This window comes from Streptomyces sp. NPDC054887 (assembly GCF_053610585.1).
Genome location: NZ_JBSGYQ010000011.1, coordinates 1 through 16,463, shown reverse-complemented (window position 1 = coordinate 16,463; position 16,463 = coordinate 1). Strand labels below are relative to the sequence as shown.

12 protein-coding genes and 1 tRNA gene are annotated in these 16,463 nt (G+C 67.4%); 11 read left to right on the top strand and 2 right to left on the bottom strand.

Translation table 11 applies throughout. From position 1 onward, the window contains the following. Positions 1 to 97 precede the first annotated feature (97 nt). On the bottom strand, positions 98 to 1,117 hold the full coding sequence (locus tag ACWGH0_RS08550) for an adenosine deaminase (RefSeq protein ID WP_453403406.1): 1,020 nt from the start codon (positions 1,115 to 1,117) through the stop codon (positions 98 to 100). Positions 1,118 to 1,363: 246 nt separating this feature from the next. Further along, positions 1,364 to 2,590 (bottom strand): pyridoxal phosphate-dependent aminotransferase, encoded by a 1,227-nt coding sequence (locus ACWGH0_RS08545; RefSeq protein ID WP_453403405.1) that lies wholly within the window; start codon positions 2,588 to 2,590, stop codon positions 1,364 to 1,366. 216 nt (positions 2,591 to 2,806) lie between these two features. Between ACWGH0_RS08545 and ACWGH0_RS08540 the strand changes: the two genes are divergently transcribed. The 11 genes from ACWGH0_RS08540 to ACWGH0_RS08490 all read left to right on the top strand — a co-directional run bounded on the left by ACWGH0_RS08540 (position 2,807) and on the right by ACWGH0_RS08490 (position 16,326). Beyond that, a tRNA-Trp gene (locus ACWGH0_RS08540) sits at positions 2,807 to 2,879 on the top strand. Positions 2,880 to 2,985: 106 nt separating this feature from the next. Further along, on the top strand, positions 2,986 to 3,270 hold the full coding sequence (gene secE, locus ACWGH0_RS08535; RefSeq protein WP_453403404.1) for a preprotein translocase subunit SecE: 285 nt from the start codon (positions 2,986 to 2,988) through the stop codon (positions 3,268 to 3,270). A gap of 73 nt (positions 3,271 to 3,343) precedes the next feature. Next, complete coding sequence (nusG, locus tag ACWGH0_RS08530; RefSeq protein WP_453403403.1) at positions 3,344 to 4,252, top strand: transcription termination/antitermination protein NusG; 909 nt, start codon at positions 3,344 to 3,346, stop codon at positions 4,250 to 4,252. A 161-nt stretch (positions 4,253 to 4,413) separates the two neighbouring features. Then, positions 4,414 to 4,848, top strand: a complete 435-nt coding sequence (rplK, locus tag ACWGH0_RS08525) for a 50S ribosomal protein L11 (protein WP_028812391.1) — start codon at positions 4,414 to 4,416, stop codon at positions 4,846 to 4,848. 101 nt (positions 4,849 to 4,949) lie between these two features. After that, positions 4,950 to 5,672: a 50S ribosomal protein L1 gene (gene rplA, locus ACWGH0_RS08520; protein WP_453403402.1), complete on the top strand. Its 723-nt coding sequence runs from the start codon at positions 4,950 to 4,952 to the stop codon at positions 5,670 to 5,672. 321 nt (positions 5,673 to 5,993) lie between these two features. Then, a complete protein-coding gene (gene rplJ / locus ACWGH0_RS08515) occupies positions 5,994 to 6,524 on the top strand; it encodes a 50S ribosomal protein L10 (protein WP_138894746.1) in 531 nt (176 codons plus the stop codon). A 110-nt stretch (positions 6,525 to 6,634) separates the two neighbouring features. Further along, positions 6,635 to 7,021, top strand: a complete 387-nt coding sequence (gene rplL, locus ACWGH0_RS08510) for a 50S ribosomal protein L7/L12 (RefSeq protein ID WP_453403401.1) — start codon at positions 6,635 to 6,637, stop codon at positions 7,019 to 7,021. Positions 7,022 to 7,536: 515 nt separating this feature from the next. Beyond that, complete coding sequence (gene rpoB, locus ACWGH0_RS08505) at positions 7,537 to 11,019, top strand: DNA-directed RNA polymerase subunit beta (protein ID WP_453403400.1); 3,483 nt, start codon at positions 7,537 to 7,539, stop codon at positions 11,017 to 11,019. Between the two features lie 98 nt (positions 11,020 to 11,117). After that, positions 11,118 to 15,017, top strand: a complete 3,900-nt coding sequence (locus tag ACWGH0_RS08500; protein WP_453403399.1) for a DNA-directed RNA polymerase subunit beta' — start codon at positions 11,118 to 11,120, stop codon at positions 15,015 to 15,017. A 213-nt stretch (positions 15,018 to 15,230) separates the two neighbouring features. After that, a complete protein-coding gene (locus tag ACWGH0_RS08495) occupies positions 15,231 to 15,632 on the top strand; it encodes a hypothetical protein (RefSeq protein ID WP_453403398.1) in 402 nt (133 codons plus the stop codon). A gap of 103 nt (positions 15,633 to 15,735) precedes the next feature. Next, a complete protein-coding gene (locus ACWGH0_RS08490) occupies positions 15,736 to 16,326 on the top strand; it encodes a phage tail tube protein (protein ID WP_453403397.1) in 591 nt (196 codons plus the stop codon). Positions 16,327 to 16,463 lie beyond the last annotated feature (137 nt).

Genomic DNA, 16,463 nt, shown 5'->3' with positions numbered 1-16,463 from the left:
CCGCCCGCCCTGGCCGACCAGAGCCCCCCGCCAGCAGCCGCAGCCGCGCCCCGGAGCCCCCGCTGAGCGTCCAGCTCAACGCCCAGCGCCCCGCCCCTCAGCCCTCCAGCCAGTGGTCGACCCCCGCCAACAGCTTCGCCTGGACATCCGGCGGCGCAGCCGACCCCCGCACCGACTGCCGCGCCAACTCCGCCAGCTCCGCGTCGGTGAACCCGTGATGCTGCCGAGCGAGCTCGTACTGCGCGGCCAGCCGCGACCCGAAGAGCAGCGGATCGTCCGCGCCGAGCGCCATCGGCACCCCCGCGTCGAACAACGTCCGCAGCGGCACGTCCTCAGGCTTCTCGTACACACCCAGCGCCACATTCGAGGCCGGGCACACCTCGCAGGTCACACCCTTTTCGGCCAGTTTCCGCAGCAGCCGGGGATCCTCCGCCGCCCGTACGCCGTGCCCGATCCGCGACGCCCGCAGATCGTCCAGGCAGTCCCGTACGGAGGCGGGCCCGGTCAGCTCCCCGCCGTGCGGCGCGGCGAGCAGCCCACCCTCCCGCGCGATGGCGAAGGCGCGGTCGAAGTCCCTGGCCATGCCCCTGCGCTCGTCGTTGGAGAGCCCGAAGCCGACGATCCCCCGGTCCGCGTACCGCACCGCGAGGCGCGCCAGCGTCCGGGCGTCCAGCGGGTGCTTCATCCGGTTCGCCGCGACCAGGACCCGCATCCCGAGCCCGGTCTCCCTCGACGCGCTGTGCACGGCGTCGAGGATGATCTCCAGGGCCGGAATCAGGCCACCCAGCATGGGCGCGTACGAGGTCGGATCGACCTGGATCTCCAGCCACCCGGAGCCGTCCCGCACGTCCTCCTCGGCCGCCTCGCGCACCAGACGCTGGATGTCCTCGGGCTCACGCAGGCACGACCTGGCGGCGTCGTACAGCCGCTGGAAACGGAACCAGCCGCGCTCGTCCGTCGCCCGCAGCTTCGGCGGCTCCCCGCTGGTCAGCGCCTCCGGGAGGTGTACGCCGTACTTGTCGGCCAGCTCCAGCAGCGTGCCGGGCCGCATCGACCCGGTGAAGTGCAGATGCAGGTGGGCCTTCGGCAGCAGTCGGACATCGCGCGCACTCAACATCCCAAGATCCTGCCGTACGCACGGGCCGCCCGGAAGCGCCTTTGCCCGAACGAGTACCGCCCGAACGCAGAAACGGGCCCCTTACAGGACCCGCACCCGAAGACCCGGCGGCAGCCCAGGACCCGCACCGAAGCGGAATCGACCCCCAGCCCCAGCCACGGCCCCGGGACGCAGAAACGGGCCCCCGGCAGCAGCCAAGGACCCGTCCCCTACGAGCACCCGCTCAGTCGCGGGCCGAGCACCCGCTCAGTCGCGAGCCTCGGCCAGCAGCTTCTGCACGCGCGACACGCCCTCGACGAGGTCCTCGTCGCCCAGCGCGTACGAGAGCCGCAGGTAACCCGGCGTGCCGAAGGCCTCGCCCGGAACGACCGCCACCTCGACCTCGTCCAGGATCAGCGCGGCCAGCTCCACCGAGCTCTGCGGGCGCTTGCCACGGATCTCCTTGCCGAGCAGGCCCTTCACCGACGGGTACGCGTAGAACGCGCCCTCCGGCTCCGGGCAGACGACGCCGTCGATCTCGTTGAGCATCCGCACCATCGTCTGCCGGCGGCGGTCGAAGGCGGACCGCATCTCGGCGACCGCGTCGAGGTTGCCGGAGACGGCGGCCAGCGCCGCGATCTGGGCGACGTTCGACACGTTGGAGGTGGCGTGCGACTGGAGGTTGGTCGCGGCCTTGATGACGTCCTTCGGGCCGATGATCCACCCGACCCGCCAGCCGGTCATCGCGTACGTCTTCGCCACGCCGTTGACGACGATGCACTTGTCGCGCAGCTCGGGCAGGACCGCCGGGAGGGAGACGGCGGACGCGTCGCCGTAGACGAGGTGCTCGTAGATCTCGTCGGTCAGCACCCACAGCCCGTGCTCGGCGGCCCAGCGGCCGATCGCCTCGGTCTCGGCCTCGGTGTAGACGGCGCCGGTCGGGTTGGACGGGGAGACGAAGAGGACGACCTTGGTCTTCTCCGTACGGGCCGCCTCCAGCTGCTCGACGGAGACCCGGTAGCCGGTGGTCTCGTCGGCCACGACGTCGACCGGGACACCGCCGGCGAGACGGATCGACTCGGGGTACGTCGTCCAGTACGGGGCCGGGACGATGACCTCGTCGCCCGGGTCGAGGATCGAGGCGAACGCCTCGTAGATCGCCTGCTTGCCGCCGTTGGTGACCAGCACCTGCGAGGCGTCCACCTCGTAGCCGGAGTCCCGCAGGGTCTTGGTGGCGATGGCGGCCTTCAGCTCGGGGAGCCCGCCGGCCGGCGTGTATCGGTGGTACTTCGGGTTGCGGCAGGCCTCGATCGCGGCCTCGACGATGTAGTCGGGCGTCGGGAAGTCCGGCTCGCCCGCGCCGAAGCCGATGACCGGACGGCCGGCGGCCTTCAGGGCCTTGGCCTTGGCGTCCACGGCGAGGGTGGCGGACTCGGAGATAGCGCCGATTCGGGCGGAGACCCGGCGCTCGGTGGGAGGAGTTGCAGCGCTCATACGGCCCATCGTCCCAGACCGCAATCCCGCCCGGCACACAGTCCCGCAGGGCGGACACCGGGCCCGGCGCCGGGACGACGTGCGGCGCTCGGGCGGTATCTGTTCGACGCCGGGCCTGTGACCACGTACACTCACTCGTCGTTGGCCCCTCAGCAGCCACTCCACCGTGCGTACTCGGTGCACTCGGGCGGATGCGGTAGGTTGGGGGAACCACAAAGGGTCGTAGCTCAATTGGTAGAGCACTGGTCTCCAAAACCAGCGGTTGGGGGTTCAAGTCCCTCCGGCCCTGCTACACACATCTTCGCCAGGATGTGTGCGCATGTACGTACTTCTATGCACTGCCGTGCGGCTCCACCGGGCGCGGCACGGCCACGACCCGGAATCAGGTGAGTAGCGTGACGGACGCCGTGGGCTCCATCGACATGCCTGATGCCCAGGACGAGACGTCGGAGTCCAAGAAGTCCCGAAAGGGCGGCAAGCGCGGCAAGAAGGGCCCTCTGGGCCGTCTCGCGCTCTTCTACCGCCAGATCGTCGCAGAGCTGCGCAAGGTCGTCTGGCCCACCCGCAGCCAGCTGACGACCTACACCACCGTGGTGATTGTCTTCGTCGTCATCATGATCGGCATTGTGACCGTGATCGACATGGGCTTCGCCCGAGCCGTCAAGTACGTTTTCGGCTGATCCCGCGTAGGGCGCCCCATCCGGCGCCCCTTTCGCCGTTCCACCCATATGTATCCAGGAAGAAGCAGCCACCGTGTCTGACCCGAACCTGAACGACGCCGTTGAGCCGAGCGAAAGCCCGGAGTCCGCTGAGGACCAGCTCGACATCGTCGAGGCGGCCGACGAGGACCAGGCGGAAGCTGCTGACGTCGCTGCGGGCGAGCCGGCGGAGGAGTCCGCCGTGCACGTCGAGGCCGACGAGACCGACCTGGACGCCGACGCCGACACCGACACCGACGAGGAAGCGGCCGAGGCCGCCGACGCCGAGACGGACGAGGACGACGAGTCCGGCGAGGAAGAGGCCGAGGAGGCTCCCGCCGAGCCCGTCGACCCGATCGCCGCGCTCCGCGAGGAGCTCCGCACCCTGCCGGGCGAGTGGTACGTCATCCACACCTACGCCGGGTACGAGAAGCGCGTGAAGGCGAACCTGGAGCAGCGCGCGGTGTCGCTGAACGTCGAGGAGTTCATCTACCAGGCGGAAGTGCCCGAGGAAGAGATCGTCCAGATCAAGAACGGCGAGCGCAAGAACGTCCGCCAGAACAAGCTTCCCGGTTACGTCCTGGTCCGCATGGACCTCACCAACGAGTCCTGGGGCGTCGTCCGCAACACCCCCGGCGTCACCGGCTTCGTGGGCAACGCCTACGACCCGTACCCGCTGACCCTGGACGAGATCGTCAAGATGCTCGCCCCGGAGGCCGAGGAGAAGGCCGCCCGCGAGGCCGCCGAGGCCGAGGGCAAGCCGGCGCCCAGCCGCAAGATGGAGGTCCAGGTTCTGGACTTCGAGGTGGGCGACTCGGTCACCGTCACCGACGGCCCCTTCGCGACCCTCCAGGCGACGATCAACGAGATCAACGCCGACTCGAAGAAGGTCAAGGGCCTCGTCGAGATCTTCGGTCGCGAGACCCCGGTCGAGCTCAGCTTCGACCAGATCCAGAAGAACTGATCTTCTCTGGACCCCCGCTTCCGACCAGGTCAGACAGGCTCTCGCAGCCGGTCTGACCTGCTCGGTTTTTAGCCGCACAGCTATACCCGTTATCGTTGTGCGGTATGCCTCCGTCCGGTGATCGGATGGCAGGAAACTCTCACTAGGACCCGGAGAGAGCAATGCCTCCCAAGAAGAAGAAGGTCACGGGGCTCATCAAGCTCCAGATCAACGCCGGCGCGGCCAACCCGGCTCCGCCGGTCGGCCCCGCGCTGGGCCAGCACGGCGTCAACATCATGGAGTTCTGCAAGGCCTACAACGCCGCGACCGAGTCGCAGCGTGGCATGGTCGTGCCGGTGGAGATCACGGTCTACGAGGACCGCTCCTTCACCTTCGTGACGAAGACCCCGCCGGCCGCCAAGCTGATCCTCAAGGCCGCTGGTGTCGACAAGGGATCGGGCGAGCCCCACAAGACCAAGGTCGCGAAGCTCACCGCCGCTCAGGTGCGTGAGATCTCGACGGTCAAGCTCCCCGACCTGAACGCCAACGACCTCGAGGCCGCGGACAAGATCATCGCCGGTACCGCCCGTTCCATGGGCATCACCGTCGAGGGCTGAAACCCCCGTAGCACCTCAGTGGTAGGACCAAGCGCTGGTCCGCACCACGACTCCACCCCTCACGCGGCGCGAGCCGCGTGTGCAACTGCTCAGGAGCAGAAGTGAAGCGCAGCAAGAACTTCCGCAGCGCGGACGCGAAGATCGACCGGGAGCGTCTGTACGCCCCGCTCGAGGCCGTCCGTCTCGCCAAGGACACCTCCACCACGAAGTTCGACGGCACCGTCGAGGTCGCCATGCGTCTGGGTGTCGACCCGCGCAAGGCCGACCAGATGGTCCGCGGCACCGTGAACCTGCCGCACGGCACCGGCAAGACCGCCCGGGTCCTGGTCTTCGCGACCGGTGACCGTGCTGCGGCCGCGGAGGCCGCCGGAGCCGACATCGTCGGCTCCGACGAGCTCATCGACGAGGTTGCGAAGGGCCGTCTGGACTTCGACGCCGTCGTCGCCACCCCGGACCTCATGGGCAAGGTCGGCCGCCTCGGCCGCGTGCTCGGTCCGCGTGGTCTGATGCCGAACCCGAAGACCGGAACGGTCACCCCGGACGTGGCGAAGGCTGTCACGGACATCAAGGGCGGCAAGATCGAGTTCCGCGTCGACAAGCACTCGAACCTGCACTTCATCATCGGCAAGGTCTCCTTCGACGACACGAAGCTGGTCGAGAACTACGCCGCGGCGCTGGAGGAGATCCTCCGTCTCAAGCCGTCCGCCGCGAAGGGCCGCTACATCAAGAAGGCCGCCCTGACGACGACGATGGGCCCCAGCATCCCGCTGGACCAGAACCGCACCCGTAACCTCCTCGTCGAGGAGGACCCGGCCGCTGTCTGACCGGGTCGGGCCTGACGGCTCACCGCGTGGCTCTGTCGGGCCCCGTGCCTCCTTGGGGAGGCGCGGGGCCCGATTTGCTTCTGGCTGAACCCTTCGCGTAGTCTTCCCCGGAAGCCAAAGACCGCTGGTCGTTGCCGTGTCTTCGTAAGAAGGTGCGGCGGCCGAAGGATCCGCTGAGTGCGGACGACCTGCGCAGGTGTCGTGGAGAAGCTCCCGGATTCTTTCCGGTCGAGCCCAGCCCCGTGCGCCTGCGCCGGGGCGTTTCGTTTTTCCCAGCCCCTTCTGAGCGGTCCTCATCACCCGGAAGGAGGCCGACGCTCTATGGCAAGGCCCGACAAGGCTGCCGCGGTAGCCGAGCTCGCGGACCAGTTCCGCAGCTCGAACGCCGCCGTGCTGACCGAGTACCGGGGTCTCACCGTGTCGCAGCTCAAGACGCTGCGTCGTTCGCTCGGTGAGAACGCCCAGTACGCCGTGGTGAAGAACACGCTGACCAAGATCGCGGCCAACGAGGCCGGGATCAACACGCTGGACGACCTGTTCGCAGGCCCGACGGCGGTTGCCTTCATCACCGGTGACCCGGTGGAGTCGGCGAAGGGTCTTCGTGACTTCGCCAAGGAGAACCCGAACCTGATCATCAAGGGCGGTGTCCTTGATGGCAAGGCGCTGTCCGCCGATGAGATCAAGAAGCTTGCGGACCTCGAGTCCCGCGAGGTTCTGCTCGCCAAGCTGGCGGGCGCCATGAAGGGCAAGCAGTCGCAGACTGCCTCGCTGTTCAAGGCGCTTCCCTCGAAGTTCGTCCGCACCGCGGAGGCGCTTCGTGCCAAGCAGGCCGAGCAGGGCGGTGCCGAGTAATTCGGCTCGCTTTCTGACTGTCGCCGCATAGGCGCCGGTCGCAGCGGGCCGGAAGTACGCCCGCCTCACATGTACATCGGCACCAGCCGAATTAGTGGAAGGACGCCATCATGGCGAAGCTCAGCCAGGACGACCTGCTCGCGCAGTTCGAGGAGATGACCCTCATCGAGCTCTCCGAGTTCGTGAAGGCCTTCGAGGACAAGTTCGACGTCACCGCCGCTGCCGCGGTTGCCGCCGCCCCCGCCGGCGGTGCCGCCGGTGGCGCCGCCGAGGCCGTCGAGGAGCAGGACGAGTTCGACGTCATCCTCACCGGTGCCGGCGACAAGAAGATCCAGGTCATCAAGGTCGTGCGTGAGCTGACCTCGCTGGGTCTGAAGGAGGCCAAGGACCTCGTCGACGGCGCTCCGAAGCCGGTCCTCGAGAAGGTCGCCAAGGAGGCCGCTGAGAAGGCCGCCGAGTCCCTCAAGGCCGCCGGCGCGGCTGTCGAGGTCAAGTGACCTCGTTGAGTCTCTGACTCAGCTGCTCACGTCCTCAGGGCGATCACCCGTTCGGGTGGTCGCCCTGAGGCGTTCCCGGGACGCCTTCCTTGCTCTCGGCGCCGGGGCGAGTATCGTGATCTTCGCCGTACGCCCCGTGGGAGGCCCCGTGGGAGCCTGGGGGCCTTGACGAACCGCACGAGGCGCGCAATTCTCAGGACGCGTCGTCATACCGATCCGGATCCGAGGCATGGATCGACGACGTAGAGGGCAGTACTGATATGCGCATCGCGCGCATGGTTTTCCGCAGGAGTTGAGTACAGCGAGGGTGTCAAACAACCCGCTCTGGACATCAGTGAGCCAAGTGGCTACACTGACCCTTTGCGCTGCCTGTTAGCTGCCTCCTGCCCGTCACCAGGGGCATACCCTCGCTCGAGCATCTGATGGCCGACCTCCCTGACCAGGGAATTCTGCCGCTGTGCCAGCTTGGGACCGGTACGCGCGTAGTGAGTCCGAGCCCTCGGAAGGACCCCCTCTTGGCCGCCTCGCGCAACGCCTCGACCTCCAATACGAACAACGGCGCCAGCACCGCCCCGCTGCGCATCTCCTTTGCAAAGATCAAGGAGCCCCTCGAGGTTCCTAACCTCCTTGCGCTGCAGACCGAGAGCTTTGACTGGCTGCTCGGCAATGCCGCTTGGAAGGGTCGCGTCGAGGCCGCTCTCGAGAGCGGACAGGACGTCCCCACCAAGTCTGGTCTGGAAGAGATCTTCGAGGAGATCTCGCCGATCGAGGACTTCTCCGGGTCGATGTCGCTGACGTTCCGCGACCACCGGTTCGAGCCGCCGAAGAACTCGATCGACGAGTGCAAGGAGCGCGACTTCACGTTCGCGGCTCCCCTCTTCGTCACAGCGGAGTTCACCAACAACGAGACCGGCGAGATCAAGTCCCAGACGGTCTTCATGGGCGACTTCCCGCTCATGACCAACAAGGGCACCTTCGTCATCAACGGCACCGAGCGTGTCGTGGTGTCGCAGCTGGTCCGCTCGCCGGGTGTCTACTTCGACTCCTCCATCGACAAGACGTCCGACAAGGACATCTTCTCGGCCAAGATCATCCCGTCCCGGGGTGCCTGGCTGGAGATGGAGATCGACAAGCGCGACATGGTCGGTGTCCGCATCGACCGCAAGCGCAAGCAGTCCGTGACCGTTCTCCTCAAGGCTCTCGGTTGGACCACCGAGCAGATTCTCGAAGAGTTCGGCGAGTACGAGTCCATGCGCGCCACCCTGGAGAAGGACCACACCCAGGGCCAGGACGACGCGCTGCTCGACATCTACCGCAAGCTCCGCCCGGGCGAGCCGCCCACGCGCGAAGCCGCTCAGACGCTGCTCGAGAACCTCTACTTCAACCCGAAGCGCTACGACCTCGCGAAGGTCGGCCGCTACAAGGTGAACAAGAAGCTCGGCGCCGACGAGCCGCTGAACGCGGGTGTCCTCACCAGCAAGGACATCATCGCCACCATCAAGTACCTGGTCCGGCTGCACGCCGGCGAGGTCGAGACGGTCGGCGAGTCGGGCCGGAGCATCGTCGTCGAGACCGACGACATCGACCACTTCGGCAACCGTCGTCTGCGCAACGTCGGCGAGCTCATCCAGAACCAGGTCCGCACGGGTCTGGCTCGTATGGAGCGCGTCGTGCGCGAGCGCATGACGACGCAGGACGTCGAGGCCATCACGCCTCAGACCCTGATCAACATCCGGCCGGTCGTCGCCTCCATCAAGGAGTTCTTCGGCACCAGCCAGCTGTCGCAGTTCATGGACCAGAACAACCCGCTGTCGGGTCTCACCCACAAGCGCCGCCTGTCGGCTCTTGGCCCGGGTGGTCTCTCCCGTGAGCGGGCCGGCTTCGAGGTCCGTGACGTGCACCCGTCTCACTACGGCCGCATGTGCCCCATTGAGACTCCCGAAGGCCCGAACATCGGTCTGATCGGTTCGCTCGCCTCGTACGGCCGCGTCAACGCGTTCGGCTTCGTCGAGACGCCGTACCGCCGCGTCACCGACGGTGTGGTCACCGACGAGGTCGACTACCTGACGGCCGACGAGGAAGACCGCTTCGTTATCGCCCAGGCGAACGCGACGCTGGGTGAGGACATGCGCTTCACCGAGTCGCGCGTGCTCGTCCGCCGTCGTGGCGGCGAGATCGACTACATCCCCGGCGACGACGTCGACTACATGGACGTCTCGCCGCGCCAGATGGTGTCGGTCGCCACCGCGATGATCCCGTTCCTCGAGCACGACGACGCAAACCGCGCGCTCATGGGCGCGAACATGATGCGTCAGGCCGTGCCGCTGATCACGTCCGAGGCGCCGCTCGTCGGCACCGGCATGGAGTACCGCTGCGCGGTCGACGCCGGTGACGTCATCAAGGCGGAGAAGGACGGTGTGGTCCAGGAGGTCTCCGCGGACTACGTCACCGTCGCCAACGACGACGGTACGTACACCACGTACCGGATCGCCAAGTTCTCCCGCTCCAACCAGGGCACCTCGGTCAACCAGAAGGTTGTCGTGGACGAGGGCGCCCGGGTCGTCGAGGGCCAGGTCCTCGCCGACGGGCCGGCCACCCAGCAGGGTGAGATGGCGCTCGGCAAGAACCTGCTCGTGGCGTTCATGCCGTGGGAGGGCCACAACTACGAAGACGCGATCATCCTCAGCCAGCGTCTGGTGCAGGACGACGTCCTCTCCTCGATCCACATCGAGGAGCACGAGGTCGACGCCCGTGACACCAAGCTCGGCCCCGAGGAGATCACCCGGGACATCCCGAACGTCTCCGAGGAGGTCCTCGCGGACCTCGACGAGCGCGGCATCATCCGTATCGGTGCCGAGGTCGTCGCCGGTGACATCCTCGTCGGCAAGGTCACGCCCAAGGGTGAGACCGAGCTGACGCCGGAGGAGCGCCTGCTCCGCGCGATCTTCGGTGAGAAGGCGCGCGAGGTGCGCGACACCTCGCTGAAGGTGCCGCACGGCGAGGTCGGCAAGATCATCGGCGTCCGCGTCTTCGACCGCGAAGAGGGCGACGAGCTGCCGCCGGGCGTGAACCAGCTGGTCCGCGTCTACGTCGCGCAGAAGCGCAAGATCACCGATGGTGACAAGCTCGCCGGCCGTCACGGCAACAAGGGCGTCATCTCGAAGATCCTGCCGATCGAGGACATGCCGTTCCTGGAGGACGGCACCCCGGTCGACATCATCCTCAACCCGCTGGGTGTCCCGTCCCGAATGAACCCGGGACAGGTCCTCGAAATCCACCTCGGCTGGCTCGCCAGTCAGGGCTGGAAGGTCGAGGGCAGCGAGGAGTGGATGGAGCGGCTCAAGGTCATCGGCGCCGACGAGGTGGCCCCTGGCACGAACGTCGCCACGCCGGTCTTCGACGGTGCGCGCGAGGACGAGATCTCCGGTCTCTTCGAGTCCACGATCCCGAACCGCGACGGCAACCGGATGGTCCAGCCGTCCGGCAAGGCCAACCTGTTCGACGGCCGCTCGGGCGAGCCGTTCCCGGACCCGATCTCGGTCGGGTACATGTACATCCTCAAGCTCCACCACCTGGTCGACGACAAGCTCCACGCGCGCTCGACCGGTCCGTACTCGATGATCACCCAGCAGCCGCTGGGTGGTAAGGCCCAGTTCGGTGGCCAGCGATTCGGTGAGATGGAGGTGTGGGCGCTCGAGGCTTACGGCGCCGCATACGCCCTCCAGGAACTGCTGACCATCAAGTCCGACGACGTCACCGGCCGCGTGAAGGTCTACGAGGCCATCGTCAAGGGCGAGAACATTCCTGAGCCTGGCATCCCCGAGTCCTTCAAGGTGCTCATCAAGGAGATGCAGTCCCTGTGCCTCAACGTGGAGGTGCTGTCCTCGGACGGCATGTCCATCGAGATGCGCGACACCGACGAGGACGTCTTCCGCGCTGCGGAAGAGCTCGGTATCGACCTGTCCCGGCGCGAGCCGAGCAGCGTCGAAGAGGTCTGACGGGTTGGCCGGCCGCTGCTTCACCGCAGCGGCCGGCTCTCCCCGGACCCGTTCAGACCATGATTGACTCTCGACCCCGAAAGAGGGATTGACGACAAGTGCTCGACGTCAACTTCTTCGACGAGCTGCGGATCGGCCTCGCCACCGCGGACGACATCCGGACCTGGTCGCACGGCGAAGTGAAGAAGCCGGAGACCATCAACTACCGCACGCTCAAGCCCGAGAAGGACGGACTCTTCTGCGAGAAGATCTTCGGCCCGACCCGGGACTGGGAGTGCTACTGCGGTAAGTACAAGCGTGTCCGCTTCAAGGGCATCATCTGCGAGCGCTGCGGCGTCGAGGTCACTCGCGCCAAGGTGCGTCGTGAGCGGATGGGCCACATTGAGCTGGCCGCACCCGTCACCCACATCTGGTACTTCAAGGGCGTCCCGTCGCGCCTGGGCTACCTGCTGGACCTCGCGCCGAAGGACCTCGAGAAGGTCATCTACTTCGCCGCGTACATGATCACGTTCGTGGACGAGGAGCGCCGTACGCGCGACCTGCCGTCGCTGGAGGCGCACGTCTCCGTCGAGCGCCAGCAGATCGAGAACCGCCGCGACGCCGACCTCGAAGCCCGTGCCAAGAAGCTCGAGACCGACCTGGCCGAGCTCGAGGCCGAGGGCGCCAAGGCCGACGTGCGCCGCAAGGTGCGCGAAGGCGCCGAGCGCGAGATGAAGCAGCTGCGCGACCGTGCGCAGCGCGAGATCGACCGTCTCGACGAGGTGTGGAGCCGCTTCAAGAACCTCAAGGTCCAGGACCTCGAGGGCGACGAGCTGCTCTACCGCGAGCTGCGCGACCGCTTCGGTACGTACTTCGACGGCTCGATGGGCGCCGCTGCTCTGCAGAAGCGCCTGGAGTCGTTCGATCTCGAGGAGGAGGCCGAGAGGCTTCGCGAGATCATCCGTACCGGCAAGGGCCAGAAGAAGACCCGTGCGCTCAAGCGCCTCAAGGTCGTCTCGGCGTTCCTGCAGACGAGCAACAGCCCCAAGGGCATGGTGCTCGACTGCGTGCCGGTCATCCCGCCGGACCTGCGTCCGATGGTGCAGCTGGACGGTGGCCGCTTCGCGACCTCCGACCTGAACGACCTGTACCGCCGCGTGATCAACCGCAACAACCGCCTCAAGCGTCTCCTCGACCTCGGTGCCCCCGAGATCATCGTGAACAACGAGAAGCGCATGCTTCAGGAGGCCGTCGACGCGCTCTTCGACAACGGCCGTCGTGGTCGCCCGGTCACGGGCCCCGGCAACCGTCCGCTGAAGTCGCTGTCCGACATGCTCAAGGGCAAGCAGGGTCGCTTCCGTCAGAACCTCCTCGGCAAGCGTGTGGACTACTCCGCGCGTTCCGTGATCGTCGTCGGTCCGCAGCTCAAGCTGCACCAGTGCGGTCTGCCGAAGGCCATGGCGCTGGAGCTCTTCAAGCCGTTCGTGATGAAGCGCCTGGTCGACCTGAACCACGCGCAGAACATCAAGTCGGCGAAGCGCATGGTCGAGCGCGGCCGCACGGTCGTGTACGACGTGCTCGAAGAGGTCATCGCCGAGCACCCGGTTCTGCTGAACCGTGCGCCGACGCTGCACCGCCTCGGCATCCAGGCCTTCGAGCCCCAGCTGGTCGAGGGCAAGGCCATCCAGATCCACCCGCTCGTCTGCACCGCGTTCAACGCGGACTTCGACGGTGACCAGATGGCCGTGCACCTGCCGCTCTCCGCGGAGGCGCAGGCCGAGGCCCGCATCCTGATGCTGTCCTCGAACAACATCCTGAAGCCGGCCGACGGTCGTCCCGTCACCATGCCGACCCAGGACATGGTTCTCGGTCTCTTCTTCCTCACGACCGACGAGGAAGAGCGCAAGGTCATCGGTGAGGGCCGCAGCTTCGGCTCGACCGCCGAGGCGACCATGGCGTTCGACAACCGCGAGCTGTCGCTCCAGGCCAAGGTCGACATCCGCTTCCCGGTGGGCACAATCCCGCCGCGTGGCTGGGTGCCGCCGGTCGCCGAGGAGGGCGAGCAGGAGTTCCAGCAGGGTGACAGCTTCCGGCTGCGCACCACGCTGGGCCGCGCGCTCTTCAACGAGCTGCTGCCCGAGGACTACCCGTTCGTCGACTACTCGGTGGGCAAGAAGCAGCTCTCCGAGATCGTCAACGACCTGGCGGAGCGCTACCCCAAGGTCATCGTGGCGGCGACGCTCGACAACCTGAAGGCGGCCGGCTTCCACTGGGCGACCCGTTCGGGCGTCACCGTGGCCATCTCCGACGTCGTCGTGCCCGAGGCCAAGAAGGCCATCGTCAAGGGCTACGAGGCGCAGGACGAGAAGGTCCAGAAGCAGTACGAGCGCGGTCTCATCACCAAGGAAGAGCGCACTCAGGAGCTCATCGCGATCTGGACCAAGGCGACCAACGAGGTTGCCGAGGCGATGAACGCGAACTTCCCCAAGACGAACCCCATCTTCATGATGGTTGACTCGGGTGCCCGAGGAAACATGATGCAGATGCGTCAGATCGCCGGTATGCGTGGTCTGGTGTCGAACGCCAAGAACGAGACGATTCCCCGTCCCATCAAGGCGTCGTTCCGTGAGGGTCTGTCCGTGCTGGAGTACTTCATCTCCACCCACGGTGCCCGTAAGGGTCTCGCCGACACCGCCCTGCGTACCGCCGACTCGGGTTACCTGACCCGTCGTCTGGTGGACGTCTCGCAGGACGTGATCATCCGCGAGGAGGACTGTGGCACCGACCGCGGCCTCAAGCTGAAGATCGCGTCGAAGGGTGCCGACGGCATCCTGCGCAAGACGGACGATGTCGAGACCAGCGTGTACGCACGCATGCTCGCCGAGGACGTCGTCATCGACGGCAAGGTCATCGCGCCGGCCAACGTCGACCTCGGTGACGTGCTCATCGACCAGCTGGTCATGCACGGCGTCGAGGAGGTCAAGACCCGCTCGGTCCTGACCTGCGAGTCCGCGGTCGGCACCTGTGCCTTCTGCTACGGCCGCTCGCTGGCCACCGGCAAGCTGGTCGACATCGGTGAGGCGGTCGGCATCATCGCCGCCCAGTCCATCGGTGAGCCCGGCACGCAGCTGACGATGCGTACCTTCCACACCGGTGGTGTGGCCGGTGACGACATCACCCAGGGTCTGCCCCGTGTCGTCGAGCTCTTCGAGGCTCGTACGCCCAAGGGTGTCGCCCCGATCTCGGAGGCGGCCGGCCGCATCCGTATCGAGGAGACCGAGAAGACCAAGAAGATCGTCGTCACCCCGGACGACGGCAGCGACGAGACGGCGTTCCCGATCTCGAAGCGTGCCCGTCTGCTCGTGGGCGAGGGCGACCACGTCGAGGTGGGCCAGAAGCTCACCGTGGGTGCCACCAACCCGCACGACGTGCTGCGGATCCTCGGTCAGCGCGCGGTCCAGGTCCACCTGGTCGGCGAAGTCCAGAAGGTCTACAACAGCCAGGGTGTGTCGATCCACGACAAGCACATCGAGATCATCATCCGGCAGATGCTCCGCCGCGTGACGATCATCGAGTCGGGCGACGCCGAGCTGCTTCCGGGCGAGCTCGTCGAGCGCGGCCGCTTCGAGGGCGAGAACCGTCGTGTGGTCACGGAAGGCGGCCACCCGGCCTCCGGCCGTCCGCAGCTGATGGGTATCACCAAGGCCTCGCTGGCGACCGAGTCGTGGCTGTCGGCGGCGTCCTTCCAGGAGACGACCAGGGTTCTGACGGACGCGGCGATCAACGCCAAGTCCGACTCTTTGATCGGCCTCAAGGAGAACGTCATCATCGGTAAGCTCATCCCGGCCGGTACGGGTCTGTCCCGCTACCGCAACATCCGGGTCGAGCCGACCGAGGAGGCCAAGGCCGCGATGTACTCGGCCGTCGGCTACGACGACATCGACTACTCGCCGTTCGGCACCGGCTCCGGCCAGGCCGTCCCGCTGGAGGACTACGACTACGGTCCGTACAACCAGTAAGGCGCATGTCCGGCGAAGGGCGGTCACCCCGTGGGGTGGCCGCCCTTCGGCGTTCCCGGGAGCCGGTTTCCCACGAGCGGTTCTCGTACTGAGTTGCGAAGTCGGCGTCCATGGATCACAGTTGGGGCAGCGGCAGAGCTGCGTCCGGAACCCGGGCGGCGGATCTGCCGCTTCGTGTTTTCCGCAGCACAGTCCCCCGAAGGGAGTGTCCATGTGAGTCCCCTCGCCTTCCCGGACGCGGAACGGCTCGTCGTCGACCACCTGAAGAACCGGCCGGAGCTGGCCGGGACGGTGGTCGACAACCGGCCCCCGGCCGGCTTCGACGGCACACAGAAGGCCGTCCTCGTCTCCCGCGTCGGCGGCGCCTGGGTGGACGACCTCCATCTCGACCAGCCGCTGATCGACCTGGAGGTGTACGGGCCGGACAAGACGACGGCGCACACCGTGGCGCTGGCCGCGCGTGCCGCCGTACTCACCCTGTCCGGCACCGCGTACGGCGGGGCGGCGGTCACCGACGTCGCCGAGGCGGACGGGCCGCGCTGGCTGCCCGACTACAACCGGCCGGCCGGCAACCGTTACCTCTCCACCGTCCGGATCTCCGTCCGGCCCGCTTGACCCGTACGTCCCCCAGGCCCCGCCACCGGCGGGGCCTTCGTCATTTCCGAACACCGGCGCGCCGGCACCCGCCGCCGCGCCACCCCTTCATGGAGGAGCAGACATGGCAGGCAACAACGGCAGCCAGATCCGCGTAGCCGGCACCGGCCGGATCCTGGTCGCGAAGGCCGGGACGACCGGTCCGGCCGCGCCGGCCCACACCGGCGACGAGTGGGCGAGCGGCTGGACGGAGCTCGGCTACACCACCACCGACGGCATCAAGTTCAACAAGAAGGACAAGATCGACCCGGTCGACACCTGGCAGTCGGTGAGCCCGGCCCGGTTCATCTACTCGGACCGCGACCTGACGGTGAAGTTCCAGCTGCTCCAGCTGAACAAGGACACGCTGTCGTTCTTCATGGGCGGCGACACCGTCACCCCGGTGACCGCCACCGGCGTCACCGACACGTACCAGTACAAGCTGGCCGCCGAGCCGAAGCAGGACGAGCGCCAGCTCGGCATCGAGTTCAAGGACGGCGCGGACGTCACGTACCGCTTCATCGTCCCGCGCGGTCAGGTCACCGAGACCGAGGAGATCTCGCTGACCCGTACGGGGGCGCTGAAGCTGGGCGTCACCTTCACGGCGCTGGCCTCGGAGGGCAGCTCGACCCTGGCGACGTGGATCATGAAGGACAAGTCGTTCGCCGCGGTCTGAGGCCTGACCTCGGCGGTGGGGGGGCCCGGGGGCCCGGGCCCCCCCCCCCGGGGCCGGCGCGGGACGCGGGCCCAGGCCGCCCCGGCCGGGGGGCGCGGGGCGCAGTGGGGGGGGGCCGGAGCCCCCGGCACCGGGGC

Bases quoted from the DNA above. Each gene is read 5' to 3' on its own strand.
- ACWGH0_RS08545 (WP_453403405.1), bottom strand. From the start codon at position 2,590: ATGAGCGCTGCAACTCCTCCCACCGAGCGCCGGGTCTCCGCCCGAATC.
- ACWGH0_RS08490 (WP_453403397.1), top strand. From the start codon at position 15,736: ATGGCAGGCAACAACGGCAGCCAGATCCGCGTAGCCGGCACCGGCCGG.
- rplK (WP_028812391.1), top strand. From the start codon at position 4,414: ATGCCTCCCAAGAAGAAGAAGGTCACGGGGCTCATCAAGCTCCAGATC.
- rplJ (WP_138894746.1), top strand. From the start codon at position 5,994: ATGGCAAGGCCCGACAAGGCTGCCGCGGTAGCCGAGCTCGCGGACCAG.
- ACWGH0_RS08550 (WP_453403406.1), bottom strand. From the start codon at position 1,117: ATGTTGAGTGCGCGCGATGTCCGACTGCTGCCGAAGGCCCACCTGCAT.
- rplL (WP_453403401.1), top strand. From the start codon at position 6,635: ATGGCGAAGCTCAGCCAGGACGACCTGCTCGCGCAGTTCGAGGAGATG.